This window comes from Paraburkholderia tropica (genome assembly GCF_014171495.1).
Taxonomy (GTDB): Bacteria; Pseudomonadota; Gammaproteobacteria; order Burkholderiales; family Burkholderiaceae; genus Paraburkholderia; species Paraburkholderia tropica.
The window spans coordinates 1891876-1907440 of sequence record NZ_CP049135.1; the positions used below are offsets into that span (position 1 = coordinate 1891876).

Annotated in this window: 15 protein-coding genes; 6 read left to right on the top strand and 9 right to left on the bottom strand. The window is 65.3% G+C overall.

Annotated features, from left to right (window positions below):
- The first annotated feature begins 9 nt into the window (after positions 1-9).
- The 3 genes from boxA to G5S35_RS23300 all read left to right on the top strand — a co-directional run bounded on the left by boxA (position 10) and on the right by G5S35_RS23300 (position 3298).
- The gene (gene boxA, locus G5S35_RS23290; RefSeq protein ID WP_183039105.1) at positions 10-1260 is read left to right on the top strand and encodes a benzoyl-CoA 2,3-epoxidase subunit BoxA; all 1251 of its coding nucleotides are present in this window, start codon (positions 10-12) and stop codon (positions 1258-1260) included.
- 218 nt (positions 1261-1478) lie between these two features.
- Complete coding sequence (locus G5S35_RS23295; protein WP_065065411.1) at positions 1479-1943, top strand: PaaI family thioesterase; 465 nt, start codon at positions 1479-1481, stop codon at positions 1941-1943.
- A gap of 131 nt (positions 1944-2074) precedes the next feature.
- On the top strand, positions 2075-3298 hold the full coding sequence (locus tag G5S35_RS23300) for an L-dopachrome tautomerase-related protein (RefSeq protein ID WP_183039106.1): 1224 nt from the start codon (positions 2075-2077) through the stop codon (positions 3296-3298).
- Positions 3299-3329: 31 nt separating this feature from the next.
- Here G5S35_RS23300 and G5S35_RS23305 read toward each other — a convergent pair whose 3' ends face one another.
- A complete protein-coding gene (locus G5S35_RS23305) occupies positions 3330-4241 on the bottom strand; it encodes a ketopantoate reductase family protein (protein ID WP_074982449.1) in 912 nt (303 codons plus the stop codon).
- Positions 4242-4311: 70 nt separating this feature from the next.
- Positions 4312-5160 (bottom strand): NADPH-dependent oxidoreductase, encoded by an 849-nt coding sequence (locus tag G5S35_RS23310; protein ID WP_110326828.1) that lies wholly within the window; start codon positions 5158-5160, stop codon positions 4312-4314.
- Positions 5161-5437: 277 nt separating this feature from the next.
- Between G5S35_RS23310 and G5S35_RS23315 the strand changes: the two genes are divergently transcribed.
- Positions 5438-6310, top strand: a complete 873-nt coding sequence (locus tag G5S35_RS23315; RefSeq protein WP_065065407.1) for an oxidoreductase — start codon at positions 5438-5440, stop codon at positions 6308-6310.
- An 82-nt stretch (positions 6311-6392) separates the two neighbouring features.
- On the opposite strand, the gene G5S35_RS23320 is transcribed toward G5S35_RS23315, so the two are convergent.
- Together G5S35_RS23320 and G5S35_RS23325 are read right to left on the bottom strand one after the other, a co-directional pair.
- Positions 6393-7037 (bottom strand): hypothetical protein, encoded by a 645-nt coding sequence (locus G5S35_RS23320; protein ID WP_176080197.1) that lies wholly within the window; start codon positions 7035-7037, stop codon positions 6393-6395.
- A 12-nt stretch (positions 7038-7049) separates the two neighbouring features.
- The gene (locus G5S35_RS23325; RefSeq protein WP_176080198.1) at positions 7050-8444 is read right to left on the bottom strand and encodes a selenium-binding family protein; all 1395 of its coding nucleotides are present in this window, start codon (positions 8442-8444) and stop codon (positions 7050-7052) included.
- Positions 8445-8747: 303 nt separating this feature from the next.
- On the opposite strand from G5S35_RS23325, the gene G5S35_RS23330 reads away from it, so the two are divergent.
- Positions 8748-9041: a DUF4148 domain-containing protein gene (locus tag G5S35_RS23330; RefSeq protein WP_065065404.1), complete on the top strand. Its 294-nt coding sequence runs from the start codon at positions 8748-8750 to the stop codon at positions 9039-9041.
- A 129-nt stretch (positions 9042-9170) separates the two neighbouring features.
- Here G5S35_RS23330 and G5S35_RS23335 read toward each other — a convergent pair whose 3' ends face one another.
- Positions 9171-9749, bottom strand: coding sequence for a TetR/AcrR family transcriptional regulator (locus tag G5S35_RS23335; protein ID WP_183039107.1), 579 nt, complete (start codon positions 9747-9749; stop codon positions 9171-9173).
- Between the two features lie 119 nt (positions 9750-9868).
- Between G5S35_RS23335 and G5S35_RS23340 the strand changes: the two genes are divergently transcribed.
- Positions 9869-10669, top strand: a complete 801-nt coding sequence (locus G5S35_RS23340; protein ID WP_110326985.1) for an SDR family NAD(P)-dependent oxidoreductase — start codon at positions 9869-9871, stop codon at positions 10667-10669.
- 62 nt (positions 10670-10731) lie between these two features.
- On the opposite strand, the gene G5S35_RS23345 is transcribed toward G5S35_RS23340, so the two are convergent.
- Genes G5S35_RS23345 through G5S35_RS23360 form a run of 4 tightly spaced genes read right to left on the bottom strand, consistent with a single transcriptional unit; the run spans position 10732 to position 15565 of the window.
- The gene (locus tag G5S35_RS23345; protein ID WP_183039108.1) at positions 10732-12222 is read right to left on the bottom strand and encodes an efflux transporter outer membrane subunit; all 1491 of its coding nucleotides are present in this window, start codon (positions 12220-12222) and stop codon (positions 10732-10734) included.
- The gene (locus G5S35_RS23350) at positions 12219-13178 is read right to left on the bottom strand and encodes an efflux RND transporter periplasmic adaptor subunit (RefSeq protein WP_124260579.1); all 960 of its coding nucleotides are present in this window, start codon (positions 13176-13178) and stop codon (positions 12219-12221) included. Before G5S35_RS23350 ends, G5S35_RS23345 begins: the two co-directional genes overlap by 4 nt.
- 7 nt (positions 13179-13185) lie before the next feature.
- On the bottom strand, positions 13186-13395 hold the full coding sequence (locus tag G5S35_RS23355; protein ID WP_065065400.1) for a DUF1656 domain-containing protein: 210 nt from the start codon (positions 13393-13395) through the stop codon (positions 13186-13188).
- Positions 13396-13432: 37 nt separating this feature from the next.
- Positions 13433-15565, bottom strand: coding sequence for an FUSC family protein (locus tag G5S35_RS23360; protein ID WP_074982441.1), 2133 nt, complete (start codon positions 15563-15565; stop codon positions 13433-13435).

The following is a 15565-nucleotide window of genomic DNA, read 5'->3' on the forward strand; positions in this document are numbered from 1 at the left end:
GAGACAATCATGAACGGACCGGTTCCCGTGGACATCGTCAGGCAGCATCTGATCGATCCCGAGATCTGCATTCGCTGCAATACCTGCGAAGAAACCTGTCCGATCGATGCGATTACGCACGACGGTACGAATTACGTGGTGAAGGCCGAGGTCTGTAACGGCTGCATGGCGTGCGTGCCGCCGTGCCCGACGGGCGCAATCGATAATTGGCGCAACGTGTTCAAGGCGAACGCGTATACCGTCGACGAGCAATATTCGTGGGACGAATTGCCTGCGCAGAATCCCACGGTCAGCGCGCCCGCGTCGGCGTCGCCGGACCATGCGGCACGAGACCTTGTGGATGAAGCATCCGCGGCGCTGCCTGCCAGTTCGGATTTCGTGCGCGGTTCGACCGTGCCGCCGTGGTCGGCGGCGCGTCCTTATGTAAATCTCTACACGCACAAGGCGCCGACGACCGCGACCGTGGTCGGCAACTATCGTCTTACCGACGACTCCACGCCGGGCGATATTCATCACATCGTGCTCGATTTCGGCGCGCTGCCGTTTCCGGTGCTCGAAGGCCAGTCGATCGGCATTCTGCCGCCCGGTTCGAACGCCGATGGCCGCGCGCATCACGCGCGCCAGTATTCGATCGCAAGTCCGCGCGACGGCGAGCGGCCCGGCTACAACAACGTCTCGCTCACCGTGAAGCGCGTGACGCACGATCACGCTGGAAATGCCGCGCGCGGCGTGTGCTCGAATTATCTCTGCGATTTGAAAAAGGGCGAGGTGGTGAGCGTCATCGGGCCATTCGGCAATACCTTCCTGATGCCGAATCATCCTAACTCGCATTTGCTGATGATTTGTACCGGCACCGGTTCTGCGCCGATGCGCGCGATGACGGAGTATCGCCGCCGCGGCCGGCTCAAGGGCGCGACCGGAAAACTGATGCTGTTCTTCGGCGCGCGCACCCAGGCGGAATTGCCTTACTTCGGCCCGCTGATGAATTTGCCGAAGGATTTCATCGATACGAATCTGGCTTTTTCGCGCACGCCTGGCCAACCGAGACGCTATGTGCAGGACGCCATGCGCGAACGGGCGACCGACGTCGCGCCGCTGCTCGCGGACGGCAATACGCATGTTTATGTCTGCGGACTCAAGGGCATGGAAGACGGCGTGTTGCAGGCGCTCGCCGAGATCGCGGAGGCGCATGGCATCGGTTGGGAGCGTTTGTGGGAGCGGCTCAAGCGGGAAGGGCGGCTGCACCTCGAAACGTATTGACGGATTGGAGGGCGGTTGCCGCCTGGAATGGAGCATCGGTTCAGGTCGAAAACGATTTGTGCACGATCGTTCGCAACGCGGTAGGATGTCGGGACGGCGGCGTGCGCATCGCATTGCGCAATGAATGCAATACGTCAGGCGCGCGCCGTCCACTTTTTTGGGCACATCTGTGCATACGCACGCATAAGCTCGCGCAACCCGACGGAGACCGGACTGCCATGAACCTCGTTGCTGAATTGCCCGCCGACCTGAGCGGCCTCGAACAACTCCAGCGCATGCTCGCGAGCGGGCGCAGCGCGCCCATCGGTGAAACGCTCGGCTTCAGGCTTGTCGAAGTCGACGAAGGCCGCGTGGTGTTCGAAGGCGTGCCGGGACTGCACGCGTACAACCCCATCGGCACGGTGCACGGCGGCTACGCGGCCACGCTGCTCGATTCCGCTTGCGGTTGCGCGGCGCATTCGCGCCTCGCGCCGAATCAGGGCTATACCACGCTCGAACTCAAGGTGGCGTACCACCGCCCCATGACCGCAAACACAGGCCCGGTGCGCGCGGAAGGGCGCGTGCTGAGCATCGGCCGCCGCGCGGCCTTCGCGGAGGCGTCGATTACCGATGCGGCCGGCAAGCTCTACGCATCGGCGACCTCGACGCTGCTTGTTTTCGAACGTGAAACGCCGAAGGACTGATGTCACGCGGATAAAGACGGGCACGGCATTCGCTCATTGCGGATTTCAAGGGAACCAACACGGCCTCGCGGCTGCCACATGATCAGCGAGGGCCGTGCAGGCGCACGGTTTCCCAACCGCGAGGAGACAGCATGGACGCCGTGCATTCCTTCCTGCGTTCGCGCAGACGCTTTGTCGCCGGGCTGGGCGCCGCGGTTTATAGCGCGGCTTTCCCCGCTTTGCTGTCCGCCAATGCGGCGCACGCAGCAAGCGCTGCGAATCCGGCGGATGCAAAACAGCCCGCGCCCGCTGGTGCGAAACTCGAAACAGTCGCGACCTTCGGTGACGATTTTCGTCTCGTCGGTATTGGTGTGTCGAAAGCGGGGCGCGTCTTTGCGACTGCGCCGTCCTCGGTGCATCGCTCGCGTTTCAGTGTTGTCGAAGTCGATCTGCGCAGCGGCAGTCTGCTGCCGTTTCCCGACACGCGCTGGAACACGTACCAGCCGAATCGCCCGGGTGAGCGTCAGTGGATTTCCGCGCAGGCGCTCTGGGTGGATGAGCGCGATCGCCTGTGGGTGCTCGATTCGTCGCTGCCCTCGGTCGATCAGCGCCTGCAACCGCCCAAACTCGTGCAGTTCGATATCGGCAAGGCCACGCCTGTGCGCACGTATACGTTCGAGTCGGCCATCACGCCCGCCGATTCGATCAACGACGTGCGCATCGATCTGCAGCATGGCTACGCGTTCATCAGCAACGCGGGCAATCGCGGCGGCGTGGTGGTTGCGCGATTGAGCGATGGACGCGCGCGCCTCGTGCTCGCGGGCGACCGGTCCAGCGTGTCCGATCCGCAGCAGCATCTGATGTTCGGCGACCGCGTGGCGCGCAAGCTCGACGGCCAGGTGCTCGTGCTGCAAACCGACGGCATCGCGCTGTCGCCGCAGCGCGACTGGCTCTATTACCGCCCGCTCACCGATCATCACTATTGGCGCGCGCCGATTGAAGCGCTCATCGACGAATCGCTCTCGCCGCAAGCGCTCGCGAAGCGCGTGCAGTATCTCGGCGATTACGCGCTCACCGGTGGTCTGCTAATGGGCGCGGACGGCACGCTCTACGGCGGCGACCTCGAAAAGCGCACGGTGGTGGCGCTCACGCTCGTCGCGCGCAACGGCAAGCCGGCCTTTACTCAACGCACGCTCGTCGATGAACCCGGCAAGGTGTCATGGGCCGATGGATTCGCACTTCAGAACGATTATCTGTATTTCGCGGATTCACATCTGCACGAATTGAACTTTTCGAATGGCTATCCGCGCAAAGGGCGCTTCGCGATTTTTCGCGTGAAGCTGCCGCCGCAGCCGCCTGGCTTGTTCGCAGGCTGATGCGGCCGCGCAGAGGACGTGAGCGGGACACTCAAAGCGCGCCGTGCGCCTTGTCCTCGATAAGTTTGACGAGCGTGTGAAGCAGGCGGTTCGCGGGCGTGGCCACGCCGAGCGCCGTGCCGCGCCGCACGATCAGACCGTTCAGATGATCGATCTCGCTGCGCTTGCCGCGCGCAAGATCCTGCGCGGTGGAGGAGAACTGGCCCGGCATGGTTTCGGCGATGCGGCGCACCGCGGCTTCCACATCGGGCGGCAGCGTCACGCCATCGGCATGCGCCACGGCCTTGCATTCTTCGACGACGTCGTGCATCGCGTCGCGCACGCCCGTGCCTTCCACGAGGCGTCCATACGGCAATTGCGTGATCGCCGAGAGCGCGTTGTACGCGCAATTCAGAATCAGCTTCGCCCAGAGCGCGCCGCGTACGTTCGCCGAGATTTCGGTGGGGACGTCGGCGGCGATCAACGTTTGCGCGATGGCTTCGCTGCTGCGCGAAGGCTCGATCACGAGTTCGCCGCGGCCATGATGGCGCACATGGCCGGGGCCGGCCATTTCGGTCGCCACATACACGACGGCGGCGGCGACGTCCTGCGCGATCACCGTGCGCAAACGCTCGGCGTTATCGACGCCGTTCTGCAGCGTGAGCACCAGCGTGTCCGCGCCGAGATGCGGTTTGATCGACTCGCCCGCGCTTTCCGTATCGGGCGACTTCACGCAGAACAGTACGAGTTGCGCGCCCGCCACCGCATCGGCGCGCGTGCTGGCGCGCAGATGCGGCGCGCCGATGCGCTCGTCGAAGGTCTGTGTTTCCAGATGCAAACCTTCGCGCGCGATCACTTCGACGTGCTGCTCGCGGCCGATCAGCACGACGTCGTGTCCCGCGCGCGCAAGCATGCCGCCGTAATAGCAGCCGACCGCGCCCGCACCCATGATGGCGACTTTCATCTTCCTGGCTCCTTCATTCAAATGCTTCGGTATGCTGATGATTTCAGCACGGTCGTCCGCGCAGCGCGGCTTAACGCAGTTCGAAGCCGAGCGCCTGGAGGGCGTCGCGCAGACGGTCGCGGCCATGCAACGACTCGCGGCTACGCCAGCGCGCGAGCGAACGCGAGGTCCAGCCGGCAGCGCTGAGGCCTTGTGCGGTCTGGAACGCGCCCATCACTTCATCGTATTGCGCGATGCCTTCGGTTTGCGTCGGCGCGTCGTATTGCTCGCGATGCAGCACCACGCTTTGCGGCAGACGCGGCTTGACCTGCGCCGGGCGCGACTCATCCGCGTAGCCCACGCAGAGGCCGAACACGGGCATCACGCGCGGCGGTAAACCGAGTTCGGCGGCGACCTGTTCGGGCTGATTGCGGATCGCACCGATATACACCGAGCTCAGGCCGAGCGATTCGAGCGCGACCACGGCGTTCTGCGCGGCGAGGGCGGCATCGATCACGCCGACCAGCAGCGTTTCCATATAGTGCAGACCTTCGGCGCTCGCGGACGTGCGTTGCGCGGCGGCTTCCAGACGGTTGAGGTCGGCGAGCCAGACGAGAAAGAGCGGCGCTTCGCGGACTTGCGACTGGTCGGCGGCGAGCTTCGACAGACGCGCCTTGCGTTCCGGGTCCTCGACAGCGACGACGCTCCACGTTTGCAGATTCGATGACGTGGAGGCCGACTGCGCTGCGGCGATCAGCGTTTCCAGCGTGCCTTCGGGCAGCGGCTTTTTGGCGTAATTGCGCACTGAACGATGCGCGAGCAGCGTGTCGAGTGTGGTGTTCCAGGCGGGCAGCGGTGCGTTCCAGGGCGTGCCGTAACGCGCGTCGAGTGCTTCGGTGGCGTTCTGGGCGGCGGTCTCGGGCGTGCTGAGGGTGGACATCGGGTTGACTCCGGCGAATACGTTGAATGCAGACGGGTTAAGCGGGGCGCGTGGGCGCGAGCGCCGTATGGTACATGGCCTCGCGATTTGGCGCTGGGGGGCGAGTGGGTGGCATGCGCGCTGCGCTCTGCACAGTCGGCGCGTTGCCGTTATCATCATTGCGCGCACGCGCCGCGGCATTCGACCTTCCGCCCGGCCGCGCACGCCTTCCGATTGCCTTTCGCGCGCTGAGCTGGCGCGCGTTCACGTGCAGTGTCAACGTCTGCGAGGCCCTGTTATGTCGGCGAATTCTTCGAATGCTTTCCCGAACGCAACACCCGTCTGGTTCATCACCGGCTGCTCGATCGGCTTCGGCCGCGAGTTCGCGCGCGCCGTGCTCGCGCGCGGCTGGCGCTGCATCGCGACCGCACGCAACAAGGCCGCGCTCGACGATCTCGCGCCCGAGGCGGGCGAGCGTTTGCTGTGTGTCTCGCTGGACGTGACCGATCCGGCGCAGATTGCTGCGGCCGTTGCGCAGGCGCGAGAACGTTTTGGCGCGATCGACGTGCTCGTGAATAACGCGGGTTATGGTTATCAAAGCTCGATTGAAGAAGGTGAAGAGACTCAGATTCGCGCGCAATTCGATGCAAATGTGTTCGGTCTGTTTGCGCTGACGCGCGCGGTGCTGCCGGTCATGCGCGAGCAGAAACGCGGGCACGTGATCAACATTACGTCGGTGGCGGGGCTCGCGGGCTTTCCGGGGTCGGGCTATTACGCGGCCAGCAAGCACGCCGTAGAGGGCTTCTCCGACGCCTTGCTCGCGGAGGCGGGGCCGCTCGGCATCAAGGTGACCTGCGTGGAGCCGGGACCGTTCCGCACCGAATGGGCGGGGCGCTCGCTCGTGCAGACGCCGAATCGAATTGCCGATTACGCGGAAACCGCGGGCGCGCGCATGCAGCGCACGGCCGAAGGCAGCGGCCATCAGCCGGGCGATCCGGCGCGCGCCGCGCAGGCGATTATCCGCATCGCGGAAGTGGAGTCGCCGCCGCGTCACTTCGTGCTCGGCGCGTTCGGCGTGGATGCGGTGGCGGCGCGTTTGCGCGCCGCGCTCGCCGATATCGAAACGTGGCGCGAGGCGGGACTGGCGACGGATTTTCCGGCGGGGGAATGAAGGTGGGATGTTTGCGCCATAAGGGTGCTGCAAAAATTGGTGAGGCATGCTTCGAGTCATCCTTCGCTGCATTCCCATTCGCTCATCCCGTCGCCATCACCAACGTCCCTGTCGCGACCAGTGCGCCGCGCCATAACCAGTCGAAGTTAATCCAGCCGCGCTTTAGTATCCCCAGCCCGACGTATTCATAAGCGACGAGTGCGATGACCGCCGTCGTCGCGAGCGTGACGAGCGTATGCAGCGCGGTGAAGCCAAACGACACGGCCAGCGGATTGACGCCGCCCGCGCCGCACAACGACAGCATAGCGGGCATGAGCATGAGACCCGCGCCGTGCAGCGTCGCCATCAACGCGGACCACGCTGCGAGACCGAGAAATCCGGCGGTCATGCCTACGCGCGCGCGATGCCGATGCCCGTACACATGCTGCCAGATCGCCCAGCCGATCAGCAGCGCGCCCAGCACCCAATGCAGGCCGCCTTGCGCGAGACGCGGCACCCACGCGCCGAGCAACGCAATCGAACTCGTGAACAGCAGCACGGAAGCCGCATGCCCGAGCGCGATCGGCGGGAGCGCCATCAACAGCGCGCCGCGATTGCGCCGTTGCAGGCCCAGCGCCGTCGCGAACAGCCAGCCCATCGCCGGATTCGCGCCGTGAAAGACGCCGCTGCCCACCACGGCGCTCCACGCCGCCCAGTGCGCGTCAAAGCCGCCGAAGATGCCGTTCATCGCACGGCACGCTCACGGGTAGCAATACGAGTCCGACGAACAATCGCCGCCTTCCAGCCGGATCTGATGCGGTCGATGCGTCTTGGGCCATTGCACGAAAAAGCGCTCGTCGAAGGCGAGGCCGCCGTCCGGACCGGCGTCGAGCTTCACCATCCATCCGTCGATTCCCTCGGGATAAAACTGGCCGTCAATCGCGCCATACAGCGAATTGGTGAAATAGACGCGCCGCCCGTCGCGGCTCACTTCGACCATCTGCGGGCCGCCGTTGAGCGCACGTCCGCCCGCGAGCGGATGCGTCGCGCGCGAAACTATGCCGCCGATCCGCACGCTGCCAGTCAGTTTGGGATGTTCGGGGTCCGAAACATCGTATTGCCGCAGATCGCCGGTTCCCCAGCACGCCACGTAGAGGAAGCGGTCGTCGAGCGACAGTGCGATATCGGTCACGAGCGGCGGCACGGCGGCGAAGCCCTTGAGCATCGGCGGCAGCAGTTCCGGATCGGCGGGTTCGGCGGGAATCTCGATGATTTTGCGCGCCGCCCATTGATCGCCGTCGAGATACCATTGCCAGATCGAGGCCGAAAGATCTTTCAGGCTGATCACGGAATTCACGAAGCCATACGGGCGCGTGGGATCGTGCGCGGGCCGCAGTTCGAAGACGAGTTGATTCTCCGCGCCGAAGTCGAGCGTCTGCTTGTGCCGCCGCGTGTGCAGGTCCCAGAAGTGCAGGCGGTGACCGTACTGGCCGCCCAGCAGCACTTCGGGCACGAGGCCGTTTTCGAACGTCGCGGGCAGGCCCCATTCGCTCGTCACGACCGTGTCGAAGCCCAGATGCCACCAGCCGTCGTACGCCAGTTCCTGCGGGCCGCGTTCGATTTCCCACTGGCCGAGAATGTCGAAGCTCTCGTGATCCATCAGGAAGATGCCGCCGGGCGCTTCGCCGTCGGCATTGGCGAGCGCGGTGACATAAATGCCATCCGGCCCGCAATGCACCGTATGAGGGCGCGTGTAGCCCGCACGTTGCGCGACGCTCTCCGGTTCGTGAACGCGCACGATATGCGGCCGACGCGGATCGGGTTTCGTATCGACAATATGAATACGCGACGATCGCAATCCCGGCACGACGAGATAACGGCGCTCCGTATGCGCGTGCGGCGCGTTCGGGCACAGGCACGAACTGCACGCATTCCAGCCGAAGTGATGTAGCTCGTCGCCGGTATGGGGCATCGCGAGACGATGGACGATGCGGCCGAATTCCGCCGAAGCAGGATCGAGATCGACCACGTCGAGCGAGTCCGGCACCGCGCCAGTAGGGTCGAAACTCGCGACCCACGCGAGCTTTTCGGGGGCCGCGTCGGCGGCAAGACGGGCCGAAGGGTAAAACGTCGGGTCCGGTTTCCACGTTGCCATCGCTGTCTCCTCCTTGCACTTCGACGAGTCGGAGTGGCTATGATGCACCAGAGCCGACTCGCGTGGGTGAGCGATGATTGCCCGCCGCGCCTTATTCCATAAGGGAAAAAGCTTATGTCTTAACAAACGAAGCGCATTCCCATCATGTGAGCAGGGATAAAAATCGGCGCGCGATTATACGAGTCACGAAAACAGTGAATTCGTTTGGCTGACATTTATCTTGGAGCCCGGACTTTCTAGACTTGTCAATAACGGTTCGCAGCGAGCGCTGCACCGACAAGTCAAGTTACCGGAGGTTATGTCATGAAGTCGCTTCTCAAGGCTGTTGCGCTGGCCGCCGTGCTGGCGGTGCCCGCTGTGTCGTTTGCCCAATCGCAGCCGGAAAACGGCCCCGTCACGCGCGCACAGGTGCGCAATGAGCTGAAACAGCTGGAATCGGTGGGTTGGAGACCGAACGTCGTGTCTCCTTACTATCCTGAAGATTACCGCGCCGCGCAGGCCCGCCTCGCCGCACGTAGCGGCTACGGTCCTTCGACCGATGGCACCTCGCAAAGCGGTTCGGCCAGCTCGTATTCGCCGCCGGTCATCATGAAGTGAGCGTGATACAACGTAATGGAATGCGAAAACGCGGTGCGTCCCGATGGGGCGCACCGCGTTTTCGTGTTCTGAATAATTCAATACGATCGCGGTGAAAGCGCTTTCACTACGGCGTATTCGCTGGACGCGTTAAATGTTTTGAATTGAGTCGCGATCCCGGTCGTCGATCCATGCGTGCGTCTCGTCGAGAATTTCGTTCGAGAGCGCGGCATCGTCGATCAGGCGCGCAAGAATCACGGCGCCCACCATCGCCGACCAGCTGCCGATGGCCGCGCGCCGCGCGTGTGCCGCCGTGGAAGCGTCTCCACTCGCCGCCTTCGCGGCACTCAATCGCTCGATCTGCTTCTTGAGGCCCGCCGCCATCACGGCGCGCGCTTCGGGCGTTTGACGCACCGTTTCCGCGCCCAGCGCCGCGGTCGGACAACCGCCGGCGAGATTGTCGCGATGCGCGCGCGACAGATAGCGCGCCGCGTAACGCGCCACATCCGTTTCGCCGACCTCGCCCTGCGCAAACACGTGCGAGAGCGTTTGCGCGATCAGATCGTCCTTCGACTTGAAATAGCCGTAAAAGCCGCCGTGCGTGAGGCCGGCGGCGCTCATGACCTCGGCGACCGTAACGGCGTCGTAGCCGCGCTCGCGGAACAAGCGGCTGGCCGCTTCCAGAATTTTCTGGCGATTGATCGCCACCTGCTCACGACTGACTCGCATCGCGTTCTCCACGGACTCCGATTTTCTGCTTGACATTATACATGATGCTCATCATGATTCTATTCAAATACATGACGGCCATCATGTATAAGCCGATCGATACACAAAGGAGTGTCACCATGTCAGCAAAACCCGTTGTTCTGATCACCGGCGCGTCAGCAGGAATTGGCGCGGTCTATGCCGATCGTTTCGCGCAGCGCGGTCACGATCTCGTGCTCGTCGCGCGCGATCAGCCGCGGCTCGAAGCGCTGGCTGCACGGCTGCGCGAGCGAGATGGCGTGAATGTCGAGATTCTGCGCGCCGACCTGACGCAGCAAGCAGACCTCGAACAAGTGGAAGCGCGCCTCGCGAACGATGCGGGCATCGGCGTGCTGGTGAACAACGCGGGCACCGCGGCGGCGGGCACGTTCGTCGAGCAAGGCGCCGAGGTCGTGAGCAAGCTGATCGCGCTGAACGCCACGGCGGTCGCGCGGCTCGCCGCCGCCGTCGCGCCTCGTTTCGCGCGCGAAGGGCAGGGCGCGATCGTCAATGTGGCGTCGGTGCTGGGTCTCGTGCCCGAATATCATGCGACGCTCTACGGCGCGACCAAGGCGTTCGTGCTGTTCCTCTCGCAAGGGTTGCACGTCGAACTCGGGCCGAAGGGCGTCTACGTGCAGGCGGTGCTGCCGGGCGCGACGCGCACGGACATCTGGTCGCACGCGGGCAAGGACGTGAACGAACTGAATGGCGTGATGGAAGTCGACGATCTCGTCGATGCGGCGCTCGCGGGCTACGACCTGCGCGAGACGGTCACCATTCCGCCGTTGCCCGACGATCAGCAGTGGAAGACGTTCGAGGCCGCGCGTCAGGCGATGGCGGCGAACTTCGGTCAATCGAAGCCGGCGGCGCGCTATCGCGCGACGGCCGCCGAAGCGAAGTAAGCAAACGTGAAGTGTCGAAGCCGGGCGCGCGAGTCTGCTTGCGCGCCCGGGCTACGTTGAAGTTATTGCGCGGGCGCGGCGGCCTGCGTGCCCGAAGCCGCATCGGCGGGCGCGGGCTTTTCCTGATCGGGCTGCCAGCCGCCGCCGAGCGCGAGGAACAGCTTGACCTGATCGAGCGCGACCTGGCCTTCGGCTGCGGCCACTTGCGAGTGCGCCGCCGTGAGCGTGCGCGTGGCGTCGAGATCGGAGAGGAACGATTCGCGGCCCGCCGAATAGAGGCGATGCGTTTCGTCGGCGGACTGCTGCGCCGAGCCATACGCGGTGCGCAGCGAATCGGCGCGTTGCGTATCGGCGGCGTAGGTGGCGAGGCTCGACTGCGTTTCGCGCAGCGCGTTCAGCACGACGCCGTCGAAATGCGCAAGCGCGCCGGCCGTTGCCGCTTGCGCGCCGCGCACGCGGGCGCGCTGGCCGTTCGCCGGGAACGTCCAGTTAATCAGGGGTCCGAATGACCAGCTATTGGTGATCGGCGAGAACAGATCGCTCGCGATACCGACCGAGCCGACGCTTGCGCCGATGCTGATATCCGGATACATCTCCGCCATCGCCACGCCGATTTTCGCCGTCGCGGACGCAAGCTGGCGTTCGGCTTCGCGCACGTCCGGGCGGCGGCGCAGCAGCGCCGCGCCGTCGCCGACCGGAATCGGCTGCGAGAGCTTCGGCAGGCGGTTGCAACTGAGTACGGCCGGCGGCAGCGCCGACGGCGGCTGCGCGAGCAGCATCGCGAGCTGATATTGCGCGATGCGCTGGCGTCCCTGGAAGCGCGGAATGTCGGCGGCGAGCGTCTGGACTTGCGTCACGCCGCGCGTCACGTCGGGCTGGTTGCCGCGGCCCGCGTCGCGCAGACGTTTGGTGAGCGCCACGCGCTGCTGTTGCAGCTTCAGCGATTCCTGCGCAATGGCGAGTTCCTCGCCCGCCGAGCACGATTCGACATAGGCCTGCACGACGTCGGCGACCACGGTGATGCGCGCGAGATCGGCGGCGGCCAGCACGGCTTCGTCTTCGGCCTGCGCCGATTCCACGCCACGGCGCAGCTTGCCGAACAGATCGAGTTCATACGAGACGTTCACGCCGAGCGAGCCGAGGTTTTCCACCGGCAGCTTGCTGAACAGCAGGTATTGTTCCGCCGATTCCTGGGCGCGCTGGAAGCCCACGGTCGCCCCGCCCGAGAAGCCGCCTTGCGCGTTGGCCACGTCGAGCGCCGCGCGCGAACGCGCGAGATTCGCGGCGGCCACGCGCAGGCTCGCGTTCGATTGCAGCGCATCCTGCACGAGCTGATCGAGCGTGGGATCGTCGTAAAGACGCCACCAGTCGTTGGGCACGTCGCCCTGCGAGACCGGCGCTTTATCCGCGCCCGCGATCGGCCCTTGCGCGAGCGGCGCGTTGACGAGCGCTTCGTTCGGCAACTTGTAGTTCGGGCCCAGATTCATGCACGCGCCGAGCGCGAGCGTGAGCGGCGCAAGTGCAAACGAGCGCCAGAGGCGGCGGCGCGTCATTGCGAGGCTCCGCTCGCGGCCGTTGCTGCGCTTGCGCCGCTTGCACTGCTGGCGCCATTGGCGTTGTCCTTCGCACGCTGCTTGTCGCTGGCGTCCGCGCGCACGGCGACGGTCGCGGTGCGGCCCGCGATCATGCGGAAGTCGTCGGGCACTTCGTCGAGCGCGACGCGCACCGGAATGCGCTGCGCAAGACGCACCCAGCTGAACGCCGGGTTCACGTTCGGCAACAGGTTCGGGCTCGCCTGACGATCGCGGTCCTCGATGGCCGCGACGATGCTCTGCACGTGACCGCGCAGCGGACGCGTTTCGCCCATCACCGTGATCTCGACCGGCTGGCCGATATGAATGCCGTGCAGACGCGTTTCCTCGAAATAGCCGTCGACGCGGAACGAATGCATGTCCACCACGGACAGCACCGCGCGGCCCGCCGACACGTACTCGCCCACGCGCGGCGCGCGGTCGTTCAGATAACCGTCAACCGGACTCACGATGGTCGTGCGTTCGAGATTGAGCTTCGCGGTGTCCACCTGCACCTGGGCGTCGGCCGCGGCGGCTTCGCCCTGTTCGACGCGCGTGCGGCTCTCTTCGAGCGTTTCGCTCGCCACCAGGTTGCCGAGTGTGATGTTGCGCGCGAATTCGCGTTTGGCCTGCGCGAGCGTGGCCTTGCGCTGTTCGAGCGCGGCCTGCGCGAGACGCAGCGCGAGCGTATAGCGCGCCTGGTCGATCACGAACAGCACCTGGCCTTTCTTGACCTGCTGGTTGTCGACCACATCGACATTCGTAATGAGGCCGCCGACATCGGGCGCGACCTGGATCACGTCGGCGCGCACGTGGCCGTCACGCGTCCACGGCGAGAACATGTAGTAGTTGACGATGCGCCACAGCACGAGCGCGGCGACGACGACGACGATGAGCGTCAGCAGGATTTGGCCTGCGGAGAACCAGGTTTTTTTCACGTTCACGTTAGTTCACGAAGCGATGCGACACGATGATGACGGCAGCCAGGACGAACACATAAATGCCGAGATCGAAAATGGAGCGATGCCAGACGAGCCGGTAAAAACCGACCCGCGTGAGCACCCTGCCGATCACGACATTGATGAGGTACGCGATCAGCATCAGCACGAGCACGGCCGGCACGAACACGCCGAAGATATCGATTTCGCCGATCATGGTGCGGGTTTTACAAAGACAGAAAATGGTTGTGCGCTCACGCTTTGCCTCCCGAGGTATCGCCGCTCGGACGCTGGGCGACCAGCGTCGGGTACAGCGAGAGACGCAGCCCGACCAGCGCGTGCAGCGTGTCGCGCAGCCAGCGCTGCGAGACGCGCATGCGCAGCGGCGCGGCGTTTTCGGTCTGCGCGTTGCCGAGACCTTGCGCGATGCCGCGCGTGGCCACGCGGTGCAGCGCGTCGTCGATGGTGGCGAGCAGCGCGGGCGGCGCATCCTGGCGCGCGCTTGCCTGCGCGCAGCGCGCGTAATGATCGCTGACGCCGGCGAGCACGCGGTCGATGGCGGCGGGCACGTCGCCGTCGAGCTTGCGGCGCGAGCGGCGCAGATCGAGCGCGTTGAGCGCGATGCGCAGATCGCGGAAGCTCTCGATCGACGGATGGCGGTGCTCGTCGGAAGCCGCGAGACGCGGCAGCAACTGCATCAGGCGATCGAGCATGCGCGAGGCCAGATTGCGCTGATCGCCGAGCGGCGCGACCGAGGCCGAGAGCGCTACGTCGGACCAGCTCGAACGCAGCAGTCGGCGCGCGGCGAGTTCGGCGCCGAACGGGCGCGTCACGCGCGTCCACACATAAGCGAACAGCAGGCCCGCGACGCCCGCGATATTACTGTTCAGGAACACGAGGAAGTCGGCCTCGTAGGCGCTCTGGATGCTGATGAAGGTGGCGGTGTTCACGGCCACGAGCATCGTCACCATATTGAACTGCGGACGCGGTATCAAGGTGCCGATCAGGATGAACGGTCCCGCGAACAGCAGCACGAGCATCGGGAAATCGTGCACCTTGGGCAGCACCACGAACAGATAGAGGCCCGCGAACACCACGCTCGCGGCGGTCGCGGCGAAAAAGCGGAACACCATCGGCGCGGGCTCGTCGAGCGCGGCGAAGAAGCAGCAGGCCACGGCCGCGAGCGTCACCGCGCCCGCGCCGTCGTGCCAGCCCGAACTGACCCAGAGCCAGCAGGCCACGAGAATCGCGCTCACCGGCACGGCGCACGAAATCAGCATCATGCCGCGATCGTAGAAGCGCTCGGTGCCGCCCAGGCGCCAATGGCGATAGCGCGGCCGCCACGAACCCGCTTCGTGTGCGATCAGCGCACGCAGCGAGCGGCAGTCCTGCCACACGTCGATCACCTGGCCCAGCCGCCAGAGCGCGTTCGAGAGCAACGCGCCTTCCCAGCTCGTGAGCGCGTCGTGGCCGGGCTGCAGCGCGACGATGCGCGCGCGCAGGCTGTCGGCGACGGGGTCGCCGGAGTCGTCGTGCATCTCGGCGGCGCGCGTGGGCAGCGGCGCGTCGAACCATTGGGCGGCGTCGGCAAGCAGCTTGTCGAGGCCTTCGGGCCACGTGTGCAGGTCGCGGCGCAAGGCCAGCAGCGGGTCGGCGAGCGCCGAAATCATCGGCAGAAACAGTTGCATGCGGCCGCGCAGATTCTCCGCGCGCGCGAGCACTTCGGGATGCGTATGGTCGTAGCTCAACTGGCTGAGCAGGAATTCGAGCTGATTGACCGTGGCCGCGAGACGCTGGCGGCAAGCCGAAAGCGCCTTGCCGGTGATGTGGCCCGAGAGCGTTTCGCGGCCGTAGAAGGCGGCGTCGCGAAACCAGGCGTCGGCGCGCTCGATCAGCGTGGGCGCGAGGCGGCTCGGCAGGATGTTGCTCCCCACGACGCTCGCGCAGATGATGCCCAGCGTGATTTCCTCGGTCCGCGCGATGGCCACGTCGAACACGGTGCCCGGATCGGTCACGGTGGGCAGCGCGATCAGCGGCATCGTGTAACCCGCGAGCATGAACACATAGCTGCGCGCCGTGCGGTCCATGATCGCGAGATAGAGCAGCGTGCCGGTCCAGGTCGCCACGATCACGCTGAACAGCAGCGGCGTTTCGACGAAAGGCGGCACGAGCGCGATCGCGGCGGCCGCGCCGAGCGCAGTGCCGAGCGCGCGATAGAGCGCCTTCGAGCGCGTCGCGCCGACAAACGGATTCGAGACGATATAGACGCTCGCCATCGCCCAGTACGGACGCGGCAACTGGAAGATCAGCGCGATATAGAGCGCGAGCATCGACGCGGCGAACGTCTTGACCGAGAACAGCCAGTCGCGGAGGGTCGGGTAGGTCAT

Bases quoted from the DNA above. Each gene is read 5' to 3' on its own strand.
- boxA (WP_183039105.1), top strand. From the start codon at position 10: ATGAACGGACCGGTTCCCGTGGACATCGTCAGGCAGCATCTGATCGAT.
- G5S35_RS23295 (WP_065065411.1), top strand. From the start codon at position 1,479: ATGAACCTCGTTGCTGAATTGCCCGCCGACCTGAGCGGCCTCGAACAA.
- G5S35_RS23300 (WP_183039106.1), top strand. From the start codon at position 2,075: ATGGACGCCGTGCATTCCTTCCTGCGTTCGCGCAGACGCTTTGTCGCC.
- G5S35_RS23305 (WP_074982449.1), bottom strand. From the start codon at position 4,241: ATGAAAGTCGCCATCATGGGTGCGGGCGCGGTCGGCTGCTATTACGGC.
- G5S35_RS23310 (WP_110326828.1), bottom strand. From the start codon at position 5,160: ATGTCCACCCTCAGCACGCCCGAGACCGCCGCCCAGAACGCCACCGAA.
- G5S35_RS23315 (WP_065065407.1), top strand. From the start codon at position 5,438: ATGTCGGCGAATTCTTCGAATGCTTTCCCGAACGCAACACCCGTCTGG.
- G5S35_RS23320 (WP_176080197.1), bottom strand. From the start codon at position 7,037: ATGAACGGCATCTTCGGCGGCTTTGACGCGCACTGGGCGGCGTGGAGC.
- G5S35_RS23325 (WP_176080198.1), bottom strand. From the start codon at position 8,444: ATGGCAACGTGGAAACCGGACCCGACGTTTTACCCTTCGGCCCGTCTT.
- G5S35_RS23330 (WP_065065404.1), top strand. From the start codon at position 8,748: ATGAAGTCGCTTCTCAAGGCTGTTGCGCTGGCCGCCGTGCTGGCGGTG.
- G5S35_RS23335 (WP_183039107.1), bottom strand. From the start codon at position 9,749: ATGCGAGTCAGTCGTGAGCAGGTGGCGATCAATCGCCAGAAAATTCTG.
- G5S35_RS23340 (WP_110326985.1), top strand. From the start codon at position 9,869: ATGTCAGCAAAACCCGTTGTTCTGATCACCGGCGCGTCAGCAGGAATT.
- G5S35_RS23345 (WP_183039108.1), bottom strand. From the start codon at position 12,222: ATGACGCGCCGCCGCCTCTGGCGCTCGTTTGCACTTGCGCCGCTCACG.
- G5S35_RS23355 (WP_065065400.1), bottom strand. From the start codon at position 13,395: ATGATCGGCGAAATCGATATCTTCGGCGTGTTCGTGCCGGCCGTGCTC.
- G5S35_RS23360 (WP_074982441.1), bottom strand. From the start codon at position 15,565: ATGACCTACCCGACCCTCCGCGACTGGCTGTTCTCGGTCAAGACGTTC.